This window comes from Thermogemmatispora onikobensis (assembly GCF_001748285.1).
Lineage (GTDB): Bacteria > Chloroflexota > Ktedonobacteria > Ktedonobacterales > Ktedonobacteraceae > Thermogemmatispora > Thermogemmatispora onikobensis.
The window spans coordinates 1-23,623 of the sequence record NZ_BDGT01000057.1 but is presented as its reverse complement, the minus strand read 5'-3'; the positions used below and the strand labels follow the sequence as shown (position 1 = coordinate 23,623).

The window sequence follows — 23,623 nt, the reverse complement described above, 5'->3', positions numbered from 1 at the left end:
CGTTGACCAGGATACGTGATCTTTTTCCCTCTTCCGTAGGGAAAAAGAGTGAGCAGTCGCAACCAGCGCTAGAGGTGCGCTCTCGGGAGCAGGAGCCAGGGCTGCGGGCCTCTGGCCCGCAGACTCAGGGGCAGGAGCAGGCACAGAAGCAGGGGCAGAGCTGTCCGCTGCGTCACCTGGCCATCATCATGGATGGCAATGGACGCTGGGCCGCTCAGCGCCATTTGCCTCGCCTGGCCGGCCATAAGGCCGGCGTGGCTGCGCTCCGCCGCGTGGTGGAGGCCGCCGTCGATGAGCATATCGAGTATTTGAGCGTCTACGCTTTCTCGACCGAGAACTGGGGCCGCCCCAGGGAAGAGGTCGAGGGCCTCATGCGCCTTTTCTGGGAAACCATCCGCTCTGACCTGGAGAAGTTGCATCGTGACGGGGTGCGACTGCGCCATCTTGGTCGCTTGCAAGATCTCCCCCCTGCGATTCAGCGCGCCGTCCAGGAGTCGGTGGAGCTGACGCGCTATAATAATCGTATCCACCTCAGTGTGTGCTTTAACTACGGCGGTCGCGCTGAGCTGGTCGACGCCGTCCGGCGTATTATCGCCGACGGCTTGTCGCCCGATGCGATCACCGAGGAGGTGATTAGCTCCTATCTTTATACTCACGATCTACCCGATCCTGATCTCGTCGTCCGCACTGCTGGCGAGATGCGCGTCAGTAATTTTTTGATCTGGCAGTCAGCCTATAGCGAGTATTATTCCACATCAACACTCTGGCCCGATTTCGGGCGCGAAGATCTACGCGCGGCCCTGGAGAGCTATCGCCAGCGCCAGCGACGTTTTGGGCGGCTGACCGCTTCTCCCAGTGGCCGCTAAGCAGGTGGAAGCATCGCGTGGAGCGCGCAACTGAGAAACAGGTACAATCAGGGAAGAAAGCTGTTGACAGCGGTGGGCCGTGGATGAATACGTTGGTTCTGCGAGTACTGACCGCTGTTGTCGCCATTCCTATTGTCTTGCTCGTCGTCTGGCTGGGTGGTTGGGTGGCTTTTGGGGCGGCGCTCTTTGTATTGGCCTGGGGCAGCTACGAGTTGCATCAGATGATGGCGCACTCGGGTAGCCGCCCCTTGCTCTGGGTGAGCTTTGGGCTGGGGGCGCTCTTGCTGCTCTCGGCCATGTTCCCCCAGTGGCGCTTGCTCTTGCTGGAGATCAGCCTGGGCGCCGCCTTGCTAGTAGCTTTCCCGCTCCTCTTTTGGCGGGAGCGTCTCGATGGTTCACTTGTCGATTGGGCGCTGACGGTCGTCTTCGCTCTCTATCTTGGCTGGCCGCTCAGCCTCTTGCTGTTGTTGCGCGGCTCTCAGTTCGGCTGGCCTCCTCCTCGGGGTCTCTGGTGGCTGCTCTTGCTCTTTGCCGCTGTCTGGACGTTCGATTCGGCGGCCTTCTTCACTGGCCATTTTCTGGGACGCCATAAGCTGGCGCCTCAGATCAGCCCTGGTAAGACCTGGGAGGGTGTCTTCGGCGGCCTGCTCTGCACGCTGATCCTCTGCCTGCTGCTGGCCGGCTCGCTGCTCCAGGTCCCCTGGTACCTGGCTCTAATCCTCGGCCTGGCTCTCTCGCTGGCTGCTACCCTGGGCGATCTGGCGGAGTCGCTCATGAAGCGCCAGGCTCAGGTGAAGGATAGCGGTCAACTCATGCCCGGCCACGGCGGCTTGCTCGATCGCATCGACAGCTTGCTCTTTGCCGCCGTCGTTCTCTATTTTTTCGCTCAGCTGGCTTTGGCGGTCCCTCACTGATCAGCCGGAGCTGGCCGGCTCGCTTCCAGGCGGTGGCACGCAGCTGGGTGCGGCAAAGTAGCTAGAGCTGCCTGGGGCTATCGTGCAAAGTTTTTCTTTCAGGCAGGACATCCTGACCTTAGTTTAAGAAAAGAGCAGAAACGTCTCCTGCTGCATTCGCTCTGCCGTGTTACAATATTCCCTGGGTAGAGCCAGCAAGGGAAGAGCAAGAAGACAATGGAACCGAATGAGGAGAAAGAAGCTGGCCGGCGGGCTGCGGGCCAGATGACTGCGATGCCGCCTTTCCCCCGGCGTATCGCCTTACTGGGAAGCACCGGCTCAATCGGGCGGCAGACGCTGGACGTGGTGCGTTGCTTCCCTGAGTACTTCGAGGTCGTGGCCCTGGCCGCCCATAGCAATCTATCCCTGCTGGCCCAGCAGGTTGAAGAGTTTGCTCCGACTCTCGTGGCCTGCTTCGCAGAAACCCCGGCGCTGCGGGAGGAAGCCCAGCGCTCGCTGATCGAGGCCCGTCGGCGTGAGCGGAGACCTGTGCCCCGGCTGGCCTTCGGTCTCGCGGGTTTGCTGGAAGCGGCTACGCTGCCACAGGTGGATCTGGTGGTTGTGGCTACTTCCGGCCTGGTGGCCTTGGAGCCAGTGATGGCGGCCATCCAAACTGGCAAGACCATCGCTCTGGCTAATAAGGAGACACTGGTGATGGCCGGTCATCTGGTGATGGAGGCAGCACGGCGGGCCGGGGTGGCTATTCTGCCGATCGATAGTGAGCACAGTGCGCTATGGCAGTGCCTGCGAGGTGAGGAGGGGGCCGAGGTGCGTCGCTTGATCTTGACGGCTTCGGGCGGACCGTTTCGTCGCACTCCCCTCTCAGAGTTGCCGTCGGTGACGGTGGCTCAGGCGCTGGCTCACCCAACCTGGCGCATGGGGCCGAAGGTTACTGTGGATTCGGCTACCTTGATGAATAAAGGGCTGGAGGTCATTGAAGCTCACTGGCTTTTCGCGGCCCCGTATGAGCGCATCGAGGTGGTAATCCATCCTGAAAGCATTATCCATTCGATGGTTGAGTTTGTTGATGGCTCGATCAAGATGCAGGCAAGTCTGCCCAGTATGCATCTGCCGATCCTCGATGCGCTGAGTTATCCCCTGCGCCTGAAGGCGGAGGCTCGCGGCCTGATCCGATCCCTGGACTGGGTGCAGGTGGCGCAGCTGCATTTTGAGACCCTCGATGTGGCACGCTTCCCTTGCTACCGTCTGGCCCGTGAGGCCGCCGTGCGCGGTGGTACCTACCCTTGCGCTCTAGTGGGAGCCGATGAGGAGGCGGTCGCACTCTTTCTGGCGGGACAGATTGGTCTAACCGATATCGCTCGCCTGATTGAGGCGGTGCTGGAGCGCCACGTAACGGTCGCTCAGGAGCAGCCGGATATCCCGGTCATCCTCCAGACGCGCGATTGGGCGCGGCAGGAGGCTCGGGAGCTGGCCACCTCGCTGGGGGGTGTGCGCCAGGCCACAGGTTAGTCTTTGCTTGCAAAGCTGTCTGAGGGAAGTGGGAATGAATTATTGGTACTTGTTAGCTGCAATACCGGTCTTTGGTCTGCTCGTCTTTGTCCATGAGTTGGGCCACTTTTTGACTGCCAAGTGGGCAGGGATTCGCGTTGAGGAGTTTGGCCTCGGCCTGCCTCCGCGGATTGTGGGCATTCGTCGCCGCCCCGGAGGGGGGTGGGAGGTGATCTGGTTTAATGGGGGCACTCAACTCTACCAGCCGGCTGCTGCCCATCCTGCCGACGAGACCTGGGCTCCAAGCGTTCCCGGTTCTGGTACCGCGGTCGACGAGCGCGAGGGTAGCGCGACGGCGGTGGCTCCTCCTTCCTCGACGATCTACTCGCTCAACCTGCTTCCTATCGGCGGCTTTGTGCGGATGCCCGGCGAGAACGGGGAGATGTACGATGAGTACGGACGCTACGATCCGCAGAGCTTCGCCTCGAAGTCTGCTGGCAAGCGCCTCATCGTGCTGGTGGCCGGGGTGGCGATGAATTTCTTGCTGGCGATCGTGCTCTTCTCAATTGCTTACAGTGTCGGAGAGCCGGTGATCCCGCCGGTGATTGCCAAAGTGGCGCCGGGTTCTCCGGCGGCAGCGGCGGGCTTGCGCCCAGGCGATACCTTTCTCTCAGTCAATGGCCAGCCAGTCCAGCAGTTCTCTGATGTCCAGAATATTGTCCAACAGGCCATTGCCCAGGCGCATGGCCAGGCTACGGTGCCGGTGCGCGTTGTAGTCAGGCATGCCAGTGATCCGCAGCCAGTGGCGCTGACCATTAATGTGCGGGTTAACCCGCCACCTGGTCAGGGACCGATGGGGATCGAGCGCGGCAACGAGGTCCGCTATGTGACCTACCCCCTCTGGCAGGCTCCACTCAAAGGCATCTCTCAGACCTTTTCTGTGACTGGCCAGTTTATCTCTAGTATTGTGCAGATGGTGACAGGGGCGGTGAAACCGGAGATTGCTGGTCCGGTGGGGATTGTGCAGATGACGGGCGAGGTCGCTCAGACAGTGCCCACCATTGGCTGGTGGCCCATTTTGACCCTGACGGGAATTCTGAGCTTGAACCTGGCTATTATCAATATCTTGCCGTTCCCGGCTCTCGATGGCGGGCGGGTACTCTTGATCTTCATCGAGCTGCTGCGCGGTGGCAAGCGTTTGCGCCCTGAGCGCGAGGGCCTGATTAATCTGGTGGGCATGGCCATTCTCTTGATGCTGATCGTGGTCGTTACCATCAGCGACGTCGTGAATTGGAGCGCCCGCTGAGCGCCAGGGCTGCATCGCCTGGCGAGGCCGCTGGCCTCCTCGTCTCGCCAGGCACAGAGCTGCCCGCCTGCCGTCTAGCAGCTCTGCGTTGATCTGGCAATAGCAACAGGCCCAGTGGCTGGCGGAGAGGCGGGATGCGACCACGGTCGTTGAGTCGTAGACTCCTGCTCAGCAGCGCCCTTGCCAGCAAGACGCTGCTGTTACGATAGATGGATCGGATTTATGGAGTGCTTATGCGAAGAAAGACGCGACAGATTCATGTCGGAGATGTGCCTATTGGTGGCGATGCACCCATTGCAGTGCAGTCGATGTGCACCACCTACACCCGTGATGTTGAGAGCACCGTGGCCCAGATCTTGCGCCTCGAAGAGGTAGGCTGCGAGCTGGTGCGCGTCGCTGTGCCAGAGATGGAGGATGCTCTCGCGCTGGGCGAAATCAAGAAGCGTATCCACATCCCGCTGATCGCCGATATCCATTATAATCATCAGCTCGCCCTGGAGGCTATTCGCCAGGGGATCGATTGCGTCCGTATTAATCCTGGCAACTTGATTCATGGGCGCAAGGCGCTGGAGGAGATCGTCAAGGCTTGCAAGGAGCGCGGCGTAGCGATGCGCATCGGGGTCAATTCCGGCTCCATTGATGCCTTGGACAAGCAGGCTCAGATGCAGCGCATCCAGATTCGCCGCCGCGCCGATGGCGTGGTGGAGCGCAGCGATCCGGCTGAAGAGCGACGCCGTGAGCGTGAGCAGCTGGCCGAGCGCATGGTGAATAAGGCCCTGGAGTACATTGGCTGGTGCGAGGAGCTGGATTTCCGCGAAATCAAGGTCTCGCTGAAGTCCTCTGCGCCATTGACGGCTATTGAAGCCTATCGACGCTTCTCGCAGCGCTCCGACTATCCGCTTCATTTAGGAATCACCGAAGCCGGGACTCTGGTGCCAGGAGCGGTGAAGTCGGCGGTCGGTCTGGGGATCTTGCTGGCCGAGGGAATTGGCGATACTATTCGCGTCAGTTTAAGCGCCGAGCCGGAGCAAGAGATCCCTGTGGCCTATGAAATCCTGCGCTCGCTGGAATTGCGCAATCGCGGCGTGACCTTTGTTTCGTGCCCTTCTTGTGGGCGCGTCGAGATCGATGTTATCGAAGTCGCTAATGAAGTGGAGCGCCGCCTGGCCAAGGTACAGACTCCTATTCATGTGGCGGTGATGGGCTGTGTCGTGAATGGACCGGGTGAAGCGCGGGATGCCGATGTCGGCCTGGCCGGCGGACGCGGCAAAGGGGTCATTTTCCGCAAAGGGCAGGTTGTACGCACGGTGCCCGAAGAGGAGTTCCTCGACGCCGTCTTAAAAGAGGTGGCCTCGCTCCTCCCCGAACATGAGGCGCGCCTGGTCTATCCCGAAGGAGGAATTAAGGAAAGTGCCGGGCGGCATCGCACGCGCGATGAGGGCATCACTCAAATCCCCGTGCTGAAGAAGTAGAGAGGGTACGGAGCGGAAAAGCGAGTGGCCATCATGGCGCTCTCGACACGCAGCCTGGCGCCAATGAGAAAGGGCATAGCCGGTAAGGCCGGATAGTCTGGGAACTGGACTATACCCGCAGCAGGAGAATGCCAGGCTGCTCGGCTGGTGCCCTCTGGCTAGGGTGGAGACGCTGGAGCAGGGAAGCCAGCTGTTCTCGTCTGCCTGGGGGTCAAGGCGGTCAAAAGAGGCTGCCCTTCTCTTCTCTATGCCCTAGAGCAGGGAGCCAGATCGCCAGAGATCTTGTGTCTTCTTTGGCCTCATCATTTTTTCCCTCTTTTCCCCGGCCTCCTCGCTAGTAGTCTTTTCCCTGCTCTTCTCGCTCACTTCTCTCAAGAGAAAAGAAAGAGGCAACCCTGTACAAGCAGGGTTGCCTCACAGAGTGGGCAATACAGGACTCGAACCTGTGACCTCTGCCATGTCAAGGCAGCGCTCTAACCGGACTGAGCTAATTGCCCATGCCTTACTCTTCTTTCGAGTCTTTCGAGATGCTCCTATGATAGCATTGCTCCCACGCCCTGTCAAGCCCTTTTTTGGCCGGAGCGTGAAAAGGAAAGAGCGCCGGCTTGCTGGCTGCTGGTTAGCTTCGTTACCAGCTGCGTGCTCGGGGCCAGCCCTGGCTGTCGAGGGGAAAAGGTACAATAGAACTGGAATGCGACTGCGGCAGTGCCAGCTCGTGCGAGTGCTCTGGCCGAAGAAGGAAAGGAGCCGGCAAGGCAAGCAGGCCACCTTGCGCGCATGAACTCACAATGATATACTCTCCAGGAAATCGCAAAATGGCAGAAAGACCGCGAGCGTGCTTTCAGGCAAAAATTGGCCAGCCGTGGCTGCATACAGGTCTTATTTTAGGGAGGAAGAGACCAGATGCATCCTTTGGCCTTCCTGCGGAGGCTCCTGCAAGGCGATGATGGGCATGGACCCATTGGGCGCACAACGCGACGCCGTTTCCTCGCTGCTCTCCTCGTTGCTGTTCTCTGCCTGCTGCTCTCGCAGCCGCTCTCATTAGTGAACCTGCTCCAGGCCAATGCCCAGGGCTTAGGGTATACCGCTTCTACGCTCAATTCCAGCTGTGATCAGCTCAGCTTCAGCGCTGATGGCAATCCTTTTGCGCTTTGCCCTGGTCCCTTTCCACGGGGTGGAAACTGCGTTTGGTGGGCCTGGGAGCAATGGCACTGGCTGCATTACGATCTACCCCTCAATTGGGGAAATGCGGCGGACTGGATCAGCGCCGCTCAGCGAGCTGGCCTGGCTGTGGGAACGCAGCCCCGCGTCGGTGCGATTGCTGTCTTCCCTGTCGCTGACGGCGTCTGGGCCTACAGCTCTGCTGGCCACGTGGCTTTTGTCACCTGGGTCAGCCCCGATGGCGATACCTTCAATGTGACCTATCAGAATTACGGCGACCCGACCCCTGTCCACCTTGGTATTGGTTACCAGGTCTCGGTTATCAATCAGCCTCGCTATCAGCATGGTCAGCTTCGCTTCATCTATTTCCCGGGCCAGATAGACCTGCAGCTCTTCGCTCGTCTACCGGGCGTCGACAGCGAGGCGCTGGCAGAGGTGATGGCTGCCAATCAGCAGCAGCAGCGCGATCCGACTACGCTGACCTCGGCGCGTCTGGCCCTTGGTCTGCCCCCGACGTCCTCAGAGCAGAAGTTTGACGCCGACTTCACGGGAGACGGTCAAAGCGCTCTCTTGCTCTACAACCGCCAGCAGGGCACGTTGAAGGTATTGCAACTGTTGGATGCCGAGCAACTCAGCAAGCGCCCAGGGGGGCGCCTCTGGCCCTATCCCGATTCTCCTGCAACCTCCTCTGGCACGATTGCTGGCGCACGGCTGGTGACCCTGGCTGATCGCCAGGTGGGGCCGCATGGTTGGGGCTCGGATCTGGATATTCGTATCGGCGATTTTGCTGGCCTTGGACATGCTCAGATACTACTCTACAGCCGCTCTTCAGGGAAAATACAGATTTTGAGCCTTGGCCCTGATCTGCAAATCAGTCAGCATATCACACTCGCCGGTTGGGGACCCGGGTGGGAAATATACACAGGTCGCTTCAATGGGCAGACGACGGGCTTGCTTCTCTACAATCGCTTTGCCAACACCCTGACCCCGACCATCCCGACGCCAAGCCTGACGCCCACTCCTTTCCCAACTATGCCCGGTGAGCCAGGCGTCTCACCTGTACCCAGCCTGGTGCCGACGAAGACACCTGCGCCTTCTTCCACACCGAAACCGACAGCGACGGCCAGTCCGACACCGAAACCGACAGTGACGGCCAGTCCGACGCCGAAACCGACAGTGACGGCCAGTCCGACGCCGAAACCGACAGTGACGGCCAGTCCGACACCGAAGCCGACAGTGACGGCCAGTCCGACGCCGAAACCGACAGTGACGGCCAGTCCGACGCCGAAGCCGACAGTGACGGCCAGTCCGACACCGAAGCCGACAGTGACGGCCAGTCCGACACCGAAACCGACAGTGACGGCCAGTCCGACGCCGAAACCGACAGCGACGGCCAGGCCAAGTGTGACCCCTACCGTCACCCCTACGGCCAGCCCAACAGTCAGGCCCACGGCCACAGCTGGCGTGACGCCCTCGCCTACTGCGGGGACCATCACCCGGGCCCTGGCCTCTGGCGAGGCGGGACCCCTGGCCATGCCCAATGGTCTGGCCTTGAGCTTGAATCCCGGCGATGGTGGTGGCAAGGACCTTGGCGGTGCCCAGAGCAGTCAGGCCCAGTTGAGGCCCAACGTGCTACTGGTCGACTTCACGAGCAAGTTTGGAATCAAGCATCTCCAGCGCTACCTGCTCTCACAAGACTCGTGGGAGATCTATGTCGGAAGCTTTATCAGCGCGCAGCAGGACGGTCTTTTCCTCTACGATCGCCTGAATGGCCAGGGACGCCTGATCAGTTTTGATGCCCGCTTGCAGGTGGCCCATAATCAGGCTGTGACTGACCTCGATGGCAACTGGCAAGTCTACAGTGGAGACTTTTGTGGGAGGGGGCAGGCCCAGCTCTTGCTCTATGATCCCATCGCTGGCGAGGCTCAGCTCTTGATCCTGAAACCCAATCTACAGATTCAGGCGCGCCAGAGCTACAGCCAGTGGGGGAGCGGGGCGATCCTCTACACCGGCCACTTTGGCGGTGCTGCGGAGGGGATGATGCTCTATAATCCCCTACAGGCTCAGAGCACCTTCATCGCCCTCGATCGTGAGGGGCAAGTTACCCACCAATATACCGTGGCGAGCTGGGATCAGAGCCGGCAGGTCCTGATCGGCTCTTTCACTGATCATACGCGCTGTGGGGCCGAGGCAAGCTGCGTGCCGGGGGATGACATCCTGGTACTCAATCGCCAGACGGGGCGCCTTGAACAGTACGCTTTCCGCTTCCAGTCCACTTTCAGGCTCTACGACAACCGCATCCAGGCTTTTGTGCGGGAAGGTCTGGCACAGGAGCAGGACAACTATCTGCAGATAGTTGATACCTCGACCTTCAGCCTGCTGGCAGTCCTGAATACGCCGGTGCACAACGAAGAGCTTTACTGAGCCAGGTGAGAAGGAGAAAAGGAGTATAAGAGGAGGGAGGAACGAGTCTCGGCGGCTACTGGGCTGACCGCCAGTCTCATGGTAGAATAATGCGCATGCGTAACGTCTTCTTGATTGGGCTATCTGGGAGTGGCAAGACAACCGTAGGGCGCCTGCTGGCGAAGCGCCTGGGAAGGCCCTTCATTGACACCGATCTGCTGGTAGAGCAAGGCTGTGGAAAACGCATTGCCACGATCTTTGCAGAGGAAGGCGAGAGCGCTTTCCGAACTCGTGAAAAGCGAGCCTTGCAAGAAGCAGCTGCCTGCGCCGGAGCCATCGTTGCCACTGGTGGGGGCATCGTCCTGGAGGCTGACAATCGCCGGCTCATGGCTGAGCAGGGAGTAAGGATTTTCCTGAGCGTCGAGCCGGAGACGGCCCTTGAACGGCTACGCCAGCAAGACGCGGCGGCGCGGCGAGAGGGTTTTTCTCCCGAAGTGCGTCCGCTGCTGGCTGGGGATGATCCGCTAGCAGCGCTGCGTCGCTTGCGGGCCGAGCGGCAGGCACTCTATGAAGAGGCAGAAGCCAGCTGCTCGACCGACGGAAAAAGCGTCGAGCAGGTCGTACGCGCCATTGTGGCGGCCCTCATTGCCCTGGGAGCGTTGGAAGGAGAGGCGCCACTGGAGCGTCAGATTCGCGCCGGTGAGGGCTATCTGGCGGTCGTCGATTGGGGGGGACTGGGACGCCTGCCAGGGTATCTGGCGCGTCTGGAGCTACCGCGGCGCGTTTTTCTCCTCAGCGACCAGCATGTCTATGACCTCTACGGTCCGCCTTTGCTGCGAACGCTGCAGCGAGCGGGCTGGAGCGTCAGCAGCTATGTCCTACCTGCAGGCGAAGCCAGCAAGTCGCTGCAGCAGCTCAGCGCCATCTACGACTGGCTCATCGAGCAGCGGGCAGAGCGTCGTGAGGCCCTGCTGGCCCTCGGCGGAGGCGTCGTCGGCGACCTGGTGGGCTTGGCCGCCGCCACCTATCTCCGCGGCGTTCCCCTGGTGCAGCTGCCGACCTCCTTACTGGCCCAGGTTGATGCGGCTATTGGCGGTAAAACAGGGATCAATCACCCGCGAGGCAAAAACCTGATCGGCGCCTTCTATCAGCCCCGCCTGGTGTTGGCCGATCCGGCAACGCTGCTGACGCTGCCCCAGCGCGAGCGCACTGAGGGCTGGGCAGAGGTTGTCAAGTATGGTATGATACTCGACGCAGAACTCTTTACTTTGCTAGAAACCTATGCGGCAGCGCTGCGCGATTTCTCTTTGCCCCCAGCCTCTCTGTTGGCGCAGATCATCGCGCGCTGTATTGCCCTCAAGGCCGCAGTAATTGAGGAGGATGAACGAGAGCAGGGGCGGAGGGCGATCCTCAACTATGGGCATACGCTGGGCCATGCCCTGGAAAATGTGAGCGGCTATGGCGAATGGCTGCATGGGGAAGCGGTAGCGCTGGGTATGGTGGCCGCGGCTGAACTGGCCTGCCAGGCCGGCCTTCTGGCACGTGAGGAGGCTGAGCGCCAGCGAGCGCTACTGGCGGCGTTGGGCCTGCCTACCACCTATCAGGGAAAGCCACAGGCCGAAGCTTTGCTGACAGCTATCCAGCTTGATAAGAAAGTGGCTCAGAAGCAGGTGCGCTGGATCATGCCCCGCCGGATTGGCGAGGTCTTCCAGACAACGCTACCAGATGAGCTGGTCAACAAGGTCGTGCACGCCCTCTTTGGAGGCGAGAGCACCACCAGTGCCAGGGTGAGGCAGGAAGAAGCATGACACGCACGATCCTGGTGGTCAATGGGCCAAACCTGAATCGCTTGGGAAAACGGGAGCCGGCTATCTATGGCACGGTTACCTTGCCCTGGATTATCGAACGCCTGCGCCACCTTGCCGCCGAACACGGGGTCACGGTGCTCGATTTTCAGTCGAATCATGAGGGGGCGCTCATCGATTTTCTCCAAGAACATGGAGAGCAGGCTGCCGGAGTGATCATTAACCCAGGGGCCTTGACTCACTACTCGCTGGCTCTGCGCGATGCTCTGGCTGCCCTCGCAGCACCGGTCATCGAGGTCCATCTGAGCAATATTTATGCGCGGGAGCCGTTCCGCCATCAGTCGGTGACGGCAGCAGTCTGCCGAGGCCAGATCTCAGGTCTCGGCTGGCGTGGCTACGAGCTGGCCCTGCGTGCCTTGCTCGCTATGCTGAACGAGGAAGATTCTCGCGCAAAAGAGGAGCATACATGAAAGAAGGGAGCATCGCTGATTTTCGTGCGTGGCTGCGCGAGCAGGGACTCGATGCCTGTTTGATTACGCAGCCGTACAATCGCTCATATCTCAGCGGCTGGCTGGAGAGCGACCCCGAGGCGGCCTGGCTGCTCATCTCTCAAGAGCTGTGTCTACTGATTACCACCACCCTCTACCGTGAGGCAGCAGAGAAAGAGGCGGTGGGCTGTCAAGTGCTGGTGCCGGAGCGGCGCGAGTTCTCCGAGGCGGTCGCGGCTCAGGCGCGTCAGTATAGCTGGCAGCGTCTTGGCTTCGAAGCGGGGGCCCTCAGCTACAGCTCTTATGCCCGACTCTATCGAGCTGGGGAAGGCTGCTACAGCTTGCAGCCACTGGAGAGCACGATCGTCGACCGTCTGCGTCAGGTCAAATCGGTGCAGGAGCTGGAACGGCTACGGAAAGCCGCGGCAATCACTGACGAGACCTTTGCTCATCTGCGCAGCTGGCTGCATCCCGGACTAACCGAGCGAGAAGTACAATGGGAGATTATTCGGACCATGATCGCCTTAGGGGCGGATGGACCGGCCTTTGAGCCGATTGTGGCTGCTGGTCCTCATGGTTCTATGCCCCATGCGCGGGCCAGCGGGCGCCCTATTGAGGCCGGTGAGCTGATTACAATCGATATGGGGGCGCGCTACCAGGGCTATTGTGCCGATATGACTCGCACCGTCTGTCTCGGGGAACCGCGCGAGGAGCGTATGCGCACCCTCTACCAGGCCGTGCTAGAGGCAATGCGCACCTGTGAGCAGGGTCTGCGGGCTGGCCTCTCCGGACGTCAGGCCGACGCCCTGGCGCGCGATGTGCTGGCGCGCTATGGCCTGGCTGACTACTACATCCACAGTACCGGTCACGGCGTTGGCCTGGAGATACACGAAGAGCCGTTGTTATCTCAGCGAGCGCCCGAAGATGCCCTCTTGCCCGCTGGGGCTGTGGTGACCGTAGAACCGGGGGTCTATATCCCAGGCTGGAGTGGCTTGCGCATTGAGGATAGCCTGCTGCTGTTGGAAGATGGGGCGGAAGTGCTGACGCACTCACCGCTCGATCTGATCATTTCGCAATAGGGAGTGTGTGGCGATGATTTCGACTGGCGACCTAAAAAAGGGCCTTTCTATAGAGCTAGATGGACAGCTCTATACCATTCTCGACTGGCAGCATATTAAACTTGGCCGCGGTGGGGCCACGGTTCGCCTCAAGCTACGCAATCTGCGCACGGGGGCCATCGTTGAGCGAACCTTTGATGCCGGAGAGAAATTCAGGCGCGTCTTCCTGGACCGGGTGCATGTGATGTACCAGTACCGGGATGGCGATCAGTACCATTTTATGGATACGACCACCTATGAGGATATTGTCCTGACCGAGGATCAGCTCGGCGATGCCCAGCTCTATCTGACCGATAATATGGAGCTGGATATCATCATGTATGAAGGCCAGCCGATCTCGGTGGAGCTGCCTGAAAAAGTCGTGCTCCGGGTAACCTATACGGAGCCGGGCGTCAAGGGCGATACCGCGACTGGCGGTTCGAAGCCCGCCACGACAGAGACGGGTCTGGTAGTGCAGGTACCGCTTTTTGTCAACATTGGTGACCTGATCCGCGTCAATACTACCACAGGTGAGTACGTTGAGCGCGCGTAGCCTACCAGCGCCGAGGAGGATCAGAACGATGGAAACCAAGGGATCGCGCCGGGGGGGCAGCCGCGCCGCTCTGGAAAACGGCGCCTATAGCAGTGAGGAGCTAACAGTTGAGCAGATTAAGCGCCTGGTGCAGTTGCTCGACACGAGCGATGTGAGCGAGCTAGAGCTGCGCGCTCCAACAGCGGGCCTGCGCCTGGCGCTGCGCAAGGCGCGTCTCAGCAGCGTCGATGGGCTGGCGTCAGCAGCACTCATTGATGAGGAGGAGGTGGTGGCAGAGGAGCAGCCGGCGGCTGCCGCCGAGACTCGCCACACGATTGTCTCGCCCTGGGTCGGGATCTTCCACCGCTGGGCCAGGCCCAAGGAGCAGCGCCCTGCCGTCCAGGTGGGTGATCAGGTCAAGGTGGGCCAGCTGGTGGCCACCGTCGAGGCGCTCAATGTCATCAATGAGGTCGAGTCGCCAGTAGCGGGCCGCGTTGCTGAGATCCTGCTAGAAGAAGGCCAGCCAGTCGAGTATGGGCAGCCGCTGATGGTGATCGATAGCGCCGGCGAGGCTTAGCCGAGGAGCGGGAGGGCGCTGATGCTGGCGACACTCAACGAGCCGCCGTTGACAGTCTCCGAGGCGGTTCATTACCTCAAGAAATTGCTGGAGCAGGATGAGCTGCTGCGCAGTCTCTGGGTGCAGGGAGAAATCTCTGATTACAAGGTTCATCTGGCTTCCGGCCATTGTTATTTCACCTTGAAAGACGAAACAGCCCAGCTGTTATGCGTCTTTTTCAAACATGCTCGCCAGCGGGCCGGTTTGCCTGAGCTGCGCAATGGCATGGCAGTGCTGGCCGCCGGCTATGTCTCGTTCTATGAGCAGCATGGTCGGCTGCAACTCTATGTCGAGTATGTCGAGCCTCTAGGCGAGGGCGCCCTCTATCGTCGCTTTGAGCAACTCAAGGAGCGGCTGGCTGCCGAGGGTCTCTTTGCCGAGGAGCGCAAGCGTCCGCTCCCTTCAGCGCCGGCAGTGATTGGCCTGGTCACCTCGCTGCAAGCGGCAGCCCTCCGCGACATGCTGCGCGTGCTCCGCACACGCTATCCGCTGGCGGAGGTCCTGATCGCTCCGGCTCTGGTCCAGGGGGAGGAGGCGCCAGCTTCGATTGCCGCCGCCCTTGATCTCTTGAATGAGCATGGAGAAGCGGAGGTGATCATTGTGGCGCGGGGCGGCGGCTCGCGTGAAGAGTTGTGGGCCTTTAATGACGAGCTGGTAGCACGCGCCATCGCTCGCTCACGCATTCCCGTCATTAGCGGCGTCGGCCATGAAACCGATGTAACCATTGCTGACCTGGTGGCCGACTATCGGGCTTCAACGCCGACTGCCGCTGCGACCATCGCCGTGCCCGATGTGGCTCGTTGGCGCCAGGACCTGCTTGAGTGGCAGCGGCGCTTGCAGGAGTCTATGCTAACATATCTGGCCGAGCAGCGTGAGCGCCTGTTGCGTCTGGAGCGCGACCTCCGGCGCGCTAGCCCTCGCGGGCAATTGGATCAACGACGCCAGCAGCTCGATGATCTGAGTGAGCGCTTGCTTGTCAACATGCAGACGCTGCTCACGCTGCAGCGCGAACGTCTCCGCGGGATCTCCCGTCATCTGGAAACGCTCTCTCCGCTGGAGACGCTCGCGCGAGGCTACGCCATTGTGCGACACGCCGAAGATCAGACCCTGGTAACCGCTGTTGAGCAGGTCCATCCTGGCGATCGCCTGCTGCTCCAGCTTGCAAATGGTTCCGTGACCGTTCAGGTGCTCCCCTAAGCGAGTCGTCCCTGCCGTATGACCTGGCTTGAGGTGATCTGTGTTCCCTTGCTGCTCTCTCTGGCTGTCAGTTCCCTCAAGGTCAACGGCCTGCAAGCAGTGGCCAAAGCTTCAATGCTGTTCGTCTGGCTGGTAACCAGACTGTTCCTGTCTTCATCATTGGCTTTACTTAGAGAACTGGCGGAATGGCATCCACTATGGACGAGTTGACTTTTGAAGAGGCATTTCAACAGCTAGAGGAGACAGTGCTCACGCTGCAAAATGGACAAATTCCTCTAGAAAAAGCTATTGAGCAGTTCGAGCTGGGTATGCGCCTGGTGCATTACTGCAACGATCTCTTACAGCGAGCGGAGCTGCGTGTCCGGCAGCTGACCGTGGATGGCGAGGGTCTGCCGGTAGCGCAGCCGCTGGAGCTGAGCCAGCTTGCGGATGAGATCGAGTAGAAGGCAAGGCGTGCATAGTTGCAGGTGTCGATGGCATCGTTGTTAGAGAATCGTGTCTTGTTGGCAGCCTTACTGGCCTGGGCCCTGGCCCAGGTGAGCAAGACCCTCATCGAGGTTGTTACCCAGCGGCAACTGAACCTGCGCCGGCTAGTCTCAGCGGGAGGAATGCCCAGCGCTCACTCAGCTCTGGTCATGGGGCTGGCGACGGCAGTGGGCCGTCTGGCGGGTCTCTCCTCGACCAGTTTCGCCATCAGTATTGTACTGGCGGGCGTGGTCATGTACGATGCGGCGGGCGTGAGGCGTGCTGTCAGTATCCAGGCCCGGATGTTGAATCAGATGCTGGAGGAAGCCTTTAAGGGCCATCCCATTGGTGAGCAGCGTCTGCGCGAGCTGATTGGCCATACCCCTGTGCAGGTCCTGGTGGGGGGACTGCTGGGTATTGCAATCGGCCTGCTCGTGACAGCCTGAGCGTGCGGTTGGTTGCCTCCGGCAGCGTCTGCTCTTCCCTGACGAAGTGCGAGCGGCAGCTCAAGAGATGGAATCCCGAGAGGAGCGCAGTCATGGAGCACACGAGTGAGAAGGGCGTTTTTATCCACCCGACGGCGGAGGTCTCCCCGGAGGCGCAGATCGGCGCAGGAACGCGCATCTGGGGCCTGGCCCAGGTGCGTGAAGGGGCCGTCATTGGAGAGGAGTGTATTCTGGGGCGAGGTGTCTATATTGATGCGCAGGTACGGATCGGGGCGCGGGTCAAGATCCAGAACTATGTGTCGGTCTTTGAAGGCGTCACCATCGAGGACGGGGTCTTTATTGGCCCACACGTCTGCTTTACAAATGACCTGCTGCCGCGAGCGATTACGCCCGATGGGCGTCTGAAGGGAGCCCAGGACTGGCATGTCACGCCCACAGTGGTACGCTCTGGGGCCTCGCTAGGGGCGCGGACGGTGGTAGTCTGTGGGGTAACCATTGGCGAGTTTGCCCTGGTGGGAGCTGGTTCTGTGGTCACGCGCGACGTGCCTCCTCATGCCCTGGTGTATGGTAATCCGGCGCGCCTGCATGGCTATGTCTGTCGCTGTGCTCGGCGCCTGAGCGAGCTACGCGAAGAGGGGGGGCAGCTTGTTGGCTGGTGTTCGACCTGCCAGCGTCTTTGCCTGCTGCCTGCTCACTCTGGAGGGTGGAGGTGAACAGGGAGAGGCAACGGGGTAGTGCGCTGCGCTTCCCTGCTCACCCCGCACGGTCAAGTGGCAGCCGTGGACGTCACGGCGCCGGGGGAAGGGGGGGATAGTAGTGGGGGTCCTGGCTAAAGTCGAAGACCTCATAGAGGTCACCGATCTGGGCCAGCCCATCGCGTGGTGGGGCTGGTGGTCCCGCGCTTCGTCCGGCGGCGGCGTCGTTGTTGGTGGCCGGCGTCTCTCCATCAAATTGATGGTTGAGGCTCGCCAGAGCTGGCAGCCCAAAGGTACGCTCGATGAATTTGAGGACGGAGCTGTGTTCGTAGAGCTGGCCAGCAACATAACCGCGTTTGACCCAGGGCGAGATGATCAGGGTCGGCACGCGCATACCGAGGCCATAGGCGTCCAGCTGCGGCGGCGCAATGTGGTCGAAGTAGCCACCGTTCTCGTCGTAGGTCAGAATGAAGGCCGCCTGGCTCCAGTAGCGCGAGGCAATGAGCGCGTTGATGATTTCTGCGACCTTTTTCTCCCCAGCGCGCACATTGCTGGGGGGGTGCTCACTGACCTCGCCGCTGGTAATGAGAAAGGCCACATGGGGAAGGGTCCCATCGGCCAGGGCCTGGTAATAGTCGTCTTCGCTGCCATAGAGCCGGGCATCCTTGATCCAGCGTTTGAAGTAGGCCAGGCCGTTGAAGCCGTTGGGGCTACCGATGCGCTGCCGGCTGTGGCTGTTGAGATTATAGCTTTGCCAGCTAATGCCGTGCTGGTCAAGCAGGTCGGCGATGGTCGGCCAGTCGAGCGAGCCTGGCCCTGGGCGGTTGTTCGTGATGCCGCCACAGGTACCGCTCCAGAGAGCGAGGCGATTCGGCAGGGTTGGCCCAAGCTGGTAACAGAAGTAGTTGCCGCAGAGGGTGAAGGCGTCGGCCAGGGCGTAATAGTAAGGCAGGTCGCTCCGCGTGTAGTAGCCGAGAGCTTCGAGGCCATCTGTGGTGACGAAGCCGTCCATCTTGCCACCATTCCATTCGGCGTGGAGTGCTTGCCAGCTGTGAGGAATATCGCGGTTGGTGTAGCTGCTGAAGTGGTAGGGCTTGACGGCTGGCTTACCGGCTCCACCCGGCTGGCTGTAGTTGGCCGGTACGGCGAAGCGCCCAGCTCGCTCATAGTAGCCAAAATAGGTATCAAAGGAGCGGTTTTCTTGACAGAGGATAAGAATATGTTTGAGCGGGTTCTCTGTCGGCGTAGGAGCCGGCGCACTGGCCACGGCTCGTCCGGTGGCGGTCAGCGCGACCCTTCCCAGACCCGCACTGGCGCTCAGGCCCAGGGTCAAGGCTCCCAGCCGCTTGAGGGCGCGGCGCCTGCTCTGGCGGTGGAGAAATTGCTGTGAAAAGTTCATGTAGCCTCCTTTGCTCTACTAAACCATCCTGTTGTTATTATAGCGGTATGAGTAGCAAAAGTGAACACAATGTCTATGAATATAGAGGGAGAAGAGTGGGAAGTGGGACCGACGGGCAAAAGCGCGCATAGCTTGACCAGTAGTCCAGTATACGTTAGAATAGGTCTGGCACTCAGCGACCTTGCGCCGACGGGGCCTGGCGGCTCTGGGGCTGGCCCATCCAGTTGAGCTGGTAGGCAAGCAGACAGACGGGGTTGCTGGACTGCGCCAGGGGGGATGGCTGGAGTGAAGAGGAGGAAGGACAGATGGGCGAGCGAGAGGGGGAGGGACGAGGAGTGGAAGGAGTGGGTGAGTAACCCGCACGTGGCACTGTCTCGCGGTCACGGGAGACAGCACCCGAACACTGATGATGGCCTGTCCATCGTTAGGGCAGTTTCGGAGAACGGCGTTGTACTATGTCTTCCAATGCACAGTGGCAGGGTTCTCTAGCTGACCTGCCCAGTATTATCAGCAGTATTAAGCGCCTGCGTGCCTTTGGGCGGCTGACCGTGCGGAACAATACGCGCCTGGGGCTGGCTCATCTCTATTTCCGGAATGGCCGATTGGTGCATGTGATTGGAACGCGGGGCGCAGTCGATGCGGTGCTGGCGGATTTGCAGAGCTGGACACGTGCGACGCTGCGTTTTGAGCGAGGCGTGACGGTCCAGAATGAGAATGTCACGCCGGCCCATGAGCAGCGTTTTGAGCGCTGGCTCTCGCATCTGCAGGCTCGCTATAGCTCTGGTGGGGCGTCGCGCTCAGGGCCGGCTCCGTTCGCGTCGCCGTCGCCACCTCCGGCAGCCCAGCCGCGTCCACAGATTGTGGAGGGCCAGGTTGTGGCTCGCACGAAAGTCAATCAGCTGATCTCGCCCTGGGAGTGGCAATTGCTGGTTGAGGCCACCAGGCGGGTCTCCCTGGCCGTGGCTCAGCTGGTCGGGCCGAAGGAGGCCATGAACGTTCTGCGCGACATCATCGATGATTGTTCCGCTGCTTTCCCGGCCTTCTCTGGTCTGAGGATTTCCCCCAACGGCTACCTCTATGTGATGGATAAGTCCCACCTTGACCGGATGCCGCGTGAAGACTTGCTCGAGGGATTCTCTGCTCTCATTGCCATCTGTCAGTATTTCTGCTCTCCCATTGTCGGCGAGGTGGAGGCTCATAAGCTGATTATTCGCGCCTTGGGGGACATCGCTCCAGCTCTCGTTAGCCTGGGGGTCTTTCAGGTTGACAATCGCCTGCTTCTGAATGGGGGCTGAGCCAAGGGGATGGAGGAGTGAGCCAGCCACGCCCCAGCAGGCCAGCTCACCTCGGCTCGGACTGGCGGCGTGGTCTGGCACTGGTCTCTTGTTTTCTTCCTCTGGCCTCTTGTGGCCTCTGGCCTAGCTATGTGGGCTTTCCTGGAGTCGCTCGGGGTGCTTCTTCTGCCAATAGCGCATGTAACCCTGAACCGTCATCGGGTAGTTGGTAGCAAGATCGTAGCGCTTGATGGCCTGGGGATCACGGGCAACGCGCTCCAGCTCCGGCTGGGTCTCGGCGATGAGTCGCTCGCGGATCTCCTCCTCGCTTTTGCCTTCGCGCATGGCCTGCAGAACAATCTCGCCCCAGGCGATGAGACGCTCGCGCAGATTGGCGATGTGGCGTGTGACATCGTGGGTTGGTCCGAAGTGCCCCAAGTAGAGCACGTCAGGCCGCAGACGGCTGATGCGGCTCAGGCTCTCGGACCAGGCTTCCAGATCGAGGTCGGGTGGCGGCGTGGGAGGACGCACATACTCGACGTCCTGGAGGCGCACGCCGGCAGCATCCCCGGCGAAGAGTTCCCCCGAGTGAACATCGAAGAAGACAACATGATGAACGGCGTGTCCCGGTGTGTAATGCACCTCCAGCCGACGCCCGGCGACTGTGAGCACATTACCATTTTCAAGGCTATGGACACGCTCGGCGGGCACGGCCTCAACCTCGCCCCACAGCGTTGGCATCTGCTCGCCGTAGATGCGGCTGGCGCTGGCGATGACCTTCGACGGGTCGACCAGGTGCGGAGCACCCCGACTGTGGACATAGACCTGAGCCTGCGGCAGCAGGCGGGTCAGGGTGCCCGTGGCCCCAGCATGATCCAGGTGAATGTGGGTCAGCAGGATATGTGTAATGGACTCGGGATCAAAGCCTGCCTCGCGCAGTTCGCTCAGCAGGGCCGTCACTGTGCTGGTTGGCCCGGGATCAATGAGGGCTGTCTGACGCTCATCCGTGATGAGGTAGCTGCCGATGACCCCGTGCTCACCGAGGAAGGGCAGCGAGATTTGCCATGTCCCCGGCCTTTCTTTCCGTAGGCGAACAACAGGTTGAAAGTTTTCAGACACGTAATACACCTCTCTCGTGCCGCGACGCTGGCACTACCTTGCGGCAACAAGCTGCTCTTATCTTGCTTGCTCGCTTGCTCGCTCGCTTGTGCACGCACGCGCTCACTGGCCTGGCGGGTGGGCAGACGGGCTAGAGCTTCTTGACCGAGATGGCCTTAGCCTGCGTAAACAGCAGGAGATAGTCGCGGCCCCCGGCTTTGGAGTCCGTGCCTGACATGTTGAAGCCTCCGAAGGGATGCACGCCGACCAGGGCTCCTGTGCACTTGCGATTAAAGTAGAGGTTGCCGACGTGGAACTCCTCTTTGGCTCGCTGGATGCGCTCGGGATCGCGTGTATAGACGGAGCCTGTGAGGCCGTACTCGGTATCGTTAGCGATACGCAGGGCATCGCTGAAGTCCTTCGCCCGGATGAAGGCCAGCACGGGGCCGAAAATCTCTTCCTGGGCAATGCGGGCGTGGGGATCGACGTCGGCAAAGATCGTTGGCTCGATGTAGTAGCCTGGGCCATGATGGCCGCCTCCCAGGACAAGACGTCCCTCGCCTTTGCCGATCTCGATATAGTCGGTGATCTTTTTGAAGGCGTTGGCGTCGATCACTGGCCCCATGAAGGTCTCAGGGTGCGTGACGTCGCCAATGCTGAGCTGTTTGGCCTTCTCTACCACCTTCTCCAGAACCTGATCGTAGACGCTCTCGACAAGAATAGCGCGCGAGCAGGCTGAGCATTTCTGGCCCTGGAAGCCGAAGGCAGAGGCAACAATGCCGTTGGCGGCGGCCTCCAGGTCGGCGGTCTCATCGACGACGATCGCATCTTTGCCACCCATCTCCAGGATAGTGCGCTTGATCCAGCGCTGGCCCGGCTGGGGTTTGGCCGCCAGCTCGTTAATGCGCAGGCCGACGTCACGCGAGCCGGTGAAGGCGATGAAGCGCGTTAGAGGATGGGAGACCAGGGCGTCGCCGATGCTAGAGCCAGCGCCGGTCAAGAAGTTGACGACCCCTGCCGGCAGGCCAATTTCTTCAAGGATACGTACAAACTGGGCGGCGATGGTGGGCGAGGCACTCGATGGTTTGAGAACCACGGTATTGCCCGCCACAAAGGAGGCGCTGGTCATGCCGACCATGATGGCGCCGGGGAAATTCCAGGGTGGGATGACAGCGCCGACACCCAGCGGAATGTAGACGAGTTCGTTGTCCTCATCTGGAATGCGGACGAGTGGCTGCTCTTCGGCCAGGCGCAACATCTCGCGGGCGTAGAATTCCAGGAAGTCGATGGCCTCAGCGGTATCGGCATCGGCCTCGATCCAGCTCTTGCCCACCTCGTAGATCATCCAGGCGTTGAAGAGAAAGCGACGCTCGCGCAGGCGGTCGGCGGCGGCGAAGAGGTAGTTGGCGCGCTCATGGGCTGGAATGTGCTTCCACTGCTCAAAAGCCTCAGCCGCGGCACGCACGGCCTGATCAACCTGGTCTAAGGTGGCGCGCGGGAAATAGCCGATAACCTGATCGGGCTGGGCTGGGTTGACAGATGCGAAGGTCTCAGAGTTCTGGATATGCTGGCCGCCAATGATCAGCGGATAGGTACGGCCTAGCTCGCTGCGCACCTGAGCCAGAGCCTCTTCTTGGGCCCGGCGATTCTCAGGACGCGAGAAGTCTGTGAGCGGCTCGTTTCTAAAGGGAGTCCGCGCACGCTCTAAAACGTGCTCTGCGGTTATGGTCATGATCGGTCACACTCCTTCGTGTTCTCAGCGGGTACTTTCCCCTTTATTGTATCCCACAGAGTGCCCTGCCTGGTAGGGAAGGAAAGGGCCAGCGCTGCCTTGAGGGAGGCCAGTAGCTGCCTGGCTGAATCACGACTGCCTGCCAGCCCTGCTTAGCAGAGGACGAGGTCACTGGCGATTGCGATCAGGATGGTGCCGAGGCAGAGCAGCGCGACACCAGGCCAGCCCCCGTGCAGGAGGGCAATGCCAGGCAGGACCGCCCCCAGGCTGCCACCGAAGTAGTAGCAGGAGAGGTAGAGGGAGGCTGCTGTCCCTTTGGCTTTATGGGCCTGTTCGCCAAGATAGAGGTTGACTGCGGGAATGGTGCAGAACATGCCTAGGGCTAGCAGCCCTAGACCCAGAATGACCAGGGGGAGCGAGGGGATCAGCGTGACCAGGAGGCCGCAGCCTGCCAGGCTCATGCTGACAGCAATGGCGCGCCGCGAGCCGACACGCCCCGCCAGGCTACCTGCAATGGGCGAGCAGAGACCGGTCAGCCAGAGCAGGTAGACCAGGCCAAGCTGGACCGTTGAGAGGCCAAAGTGCGGTCCGCTGAGGTAGTAGGGTAAATAGGTGAAGGTGCCAACGAAGCCAAAGAAAAGGGTGAAGCCGATGATAAAGGCTCCCACCAGGTGCTGATTGTGCAGATGAAACCAGATATCGCTGAGCGACTGGCGCAGGATGTTGCCACCTGGCTGGTCGCTGGTACTGTCGAAAATAGTGGTGCGCTGGTGCCGGTTGGATAGGAGGCGAGCGCGCTGGGTCTGCTGGCTCTGGCTATCGGGCAGGAAGCGCCACATAGCCAGGGCAGCAATCAGGGTCGGCAGGCTGAAGGAGAAGAGGGCGACCTGCCAGTTGGTAGCGGCGGTCAGGGCGGCGCTCCCGAGGCGGGCGAAGAGACCGCCGAGCGTCTGCCCACTGACGTAGACGCCCATTGCCAGGCCACGCTCGGACCCTCTAAACTCGTCGTTGACGTAGGAAATGGCCACGCTGGTCAGTCCCGGCATCAGCAAACCCTGCAGGGCACGCAGACAGAGTAAGGTGGTGAAGTTGGGGGCAAAGGCGCATAACAGCGTCGGCAGGGTAATGAGGAGGCTGCTGCCTACCATGACAATTTTGCGTCCGATGCG

Annotated in this window: 20 protein-coding genes and 1 tRNA gene; 16 read left to right on the top strand and 5 right to left on the bottom strand. The window is 60.7% G+C overall.

Annotated features, from left to right (window positions below; translation table 11 throughout):
- Positions 1-2: 2 nt before the first annotated feature.
- From uppS to ispG, 5 genes are all read left to right on the top strand, one after another.
- A complete protein-coding gene (gene uppS / locus BGC09_RS18945; RefSeq protein ID WP_245688605.1) occupies positions 3-866 on the top strand; it encodes a polyprenyl diphosphate synthase in 864 nt (287 codons plus the stop codon).
- A gap of 83 nt (positions 867-949) precedes the next feature.
- Positions 950-1,780 (top strand): phosphatidate cytidylyltransferase, encoded by an 831-nt coding sequence (locus BGC09_RS18940; RefSeq protein WP_069805784.1) that lies wholly within the window; start codon positions 950-952, stop codon positions 1,778-1,780.
- 273 nt (positions 1,781-2,053) lie between these two features.
- Positions 2,054-3,289: a 1-deoxy-D-xylulose-5-phosphate reductoisomerase gene (dxr, locus tag BGC09_RS18935; protein ID WP_069805797.1), complete on the top strand. Its 1,236-nt coding sequence runs from the start codon at positions 2,054-2,056 to the stop codon at positions 3,287-3,289.
- A gap of 34 nt (positions 3,290-3,323) precedes the next feature.
- Entirely contained in the window at positions 3,324-4,574 is a 1,251-nt protein-coding gene (locus BGC09_RS18930; protein ID WP_069805783.1) for a M50 family metallopeptidase, read from the top strand.
- A gap of 233 nt (positions 4,575-4,807) precedes the next feature.
- Positions 4,808-6,046, top strand: coding sequence for a flavodoxin-dependent (E)-4-hydroxy-3-methylbut-2-enyl-diphosphate synthase (ispG, locus tag BGC09_RS18925; RefSeq protein WP_084659115.1), 1,239 nt, complete (start codon positions 4,808-4,810; stop codon positions 6,044-6,046).
- Positions 6,047-6,468: 422 nt separating this feature from the next.
- On the opposite strand, the gene BGC09_RS18920 is transcribed toward ispG, so the two are convergent.
- Positions 6,469-6,543: transfer RNA gene (locus BGC09_RS18920), tRNA-Val, on the bottom strand.
- 406 nt (positions 6,544-6,949) lie between these two features.
- On the opposite strand from BGC09_RS18920, the gene BGC09_RS18915 reads away from it, so the two are divergent.
- From BGC09_RS18915 to BGC09_RS18870, 10 genes are all read left to right on the top strand, one after another.
- Positions 6,950-9,631 (top strand): CHAP domain-containing protein, encoded by a 2,682-nt coding sequence (locus BGC09_RS18915; protein ID WP_069805781.1) that lies wholly within the window; start codon positions 6,950-6,952, stop codon positions 9,629-9,631.
- 89 nt (positions 9,632-9,720) lie between these two features.
- Complete coding sequence (aroB, locus tag BGC09_RS18910) at positions 9,721-11,418, top strand: 3-dehydroquinate synthase (RefSeq protein ID WP_084659114.1); 1,698 nt, start codon at positions 9,721-9,723, stop codon at positions 11,416-11,418.
- Positions 11,415-11,885, top strand: coding sequence for a type II 3-dehydroquinate dehydratase (gene aroQ / locus BGC09_RS18905; RefSeq protein ID WP_069805779.1), 471 nt, complete (start codon positions 11,415-11,417; stop codon positions 11,883-11,885). Before aroB ends, aroQ begins: the two co-directional genes overlap by 4 nt.
- Positions 11,882-12,982, top strand: a complete 1,101-nt coding sequence (locus BGC09_RS18900) for a M24 family metallopeptidase (RefSeq protein ID WP_069805778.1) — start codon at positions 11,882-11,884, stop codon at positions 12,980-12,982. The genes aroQ and BGC09_RS18900 overlap by 4 nt, the downstream gene beginning before the upstream one ends.
- Positions 12,983-12,995: 13 nt before the next feature.
- Positions 12,996-13,553, top strand: coding sequence for an elongation factor P (gene efp / locus BGC09_RS18895; protein WP_069805777.1), 558 nt, complete (start codon positions 12,996-12,998; stop codon positions 13,551-13,553).
- Between the two features lie 28 nt (positions 13,554-13,581).
- Positions 13,582-14,109 carry an acetyl-CoA carboxylase biotin carboxyl carrier protein gene (locus BGC09_RS18890; protein WP_069805776.1) on the top strand — a complete coding sequence of 176 codons (528 nt, stop codon included), beginning with the start codon at positions 13,582-13,584 and terminating at the stop codon, positions 14,107-14,109.
- Positions 14,110-14,130: 21 nt separating this feature from the next.
- Positions 14,131-15,345 (top strand): exodeoxyribonuclease VII large subunit, encoded by a 1,215-nt coding sequence (gene xseA, locus BGC09_RS18885; RefSeq protein WP_069805775.1) that lies wholly within the window; start codon positions 14,131-14,133, stop codon positions 15,343-15,345.
- A 185-nt stretch (positions 15,346-15,530) separates the two neighbouring features.
- Complete coding sequence (xseB, locus tag BGC09_RS18880) at positions 15,531-15,788, top strand: exodeoxyribonuclease VII small subunit (protein WP_218104109.1); 258 nt, start codon at positions 15,531-15,533, stop codon at positions 15,786-15,788.
- Positions 15,789-15,818: 30 nt separating this feature from the next.
- Complete coding sequence (locus BGC09_RS18875; RefSeq protein WP_069805773.1) at positions 15,819-16,256, top strand: divergent PAP2 family protein; 438 nt, start codon at positions 15,819-15,821, stop codon at positions 16,254-16,256.
- A 92-nt stretch (positions 16,257-16,348) separates the two neighbouring features.
- Positions 16,349-16,969, top strand: a complete 621-nt coding sequence (locus tag BGC09_RS18870) for an acyltransferase (RefSeq protein ID WP_069805772.1) — start codon at positions 16,349-16,351, stop codon at positions 16,967-16,969.
- Between the two features lie 73 nt (positions 16,970-17,042).
- Here BGC09_RS18870 and BGC09_RS18865 read toward each other — a convergent pair whose 3' ends face one another.
- Positions 17,043-18,350 carry a phospholipase C gene (locus BGC09_RS18865; protein WP_069805771.1) on the bottom strand — a complete coding sequence of 436 codons (1,308 nt, stop codon included), beginning with the start codon at positions 18,348-18,350 and terminating at the stop codon, positions 17,043-17,045.
- Between the two features lie 455 nt (positions 18,351-18,805).
- On the opposite strand from BGC09_RS18865, the gene BGC09_RS18860 reads away from it, so the two are divergent.
- Positions 18,806-19,645: a DUF4388 domain-containing protein gene (locus BGC09_RS18860; protein ID WP_069805770.1), complete on the top strand. Its 840-nt coding sequence runs from the start codon at positions 18,806-18,808 to the stop codon at positions 19,643-19,645.
- 123 nt (positions 19,646-19,768) lie between these two features.
- On the opposite strand, the gene BGC09_RS18855 is transcribed toward BGC09_RS18860, so the two are convergent.
- From BGC09_RS18855 to BGC09_RS18845, 3 genes are all read right to left on the bottom strand, one after another.
- On the bottom strand, positions 19,769-20,743 hold the full coding sequence (locus BGC09_RS18855; protein ID WP_176728977.1) for an MBL fold metallo-hydrolase: 975 nt from the start codon (positions 20,741-20,743) through the stop codon (positions 19,769-19,771).
- 130 nt (positions 20,744-20,873) lie between these two features.
- Entirely contained in the window at positions 20,874-22,454 is a 1,581-nt protein-coding gene (gene pruA / locus BGC09_RS18850) for an L-glutamate gamma-semialdehyde dehydrogenase (protein WP_069805769.1), read from the bottom strand.
- A gap of 152 nt (positions 22,455-22,606) precedes the next feature.
- Positions 22,607-23,623 (bottom strand): MFS transporter (locus BGC09_RS18845; protein ID WP_069805768.1); only part of this gene is annotated, 1,017 nt, incomplete at its 5' end.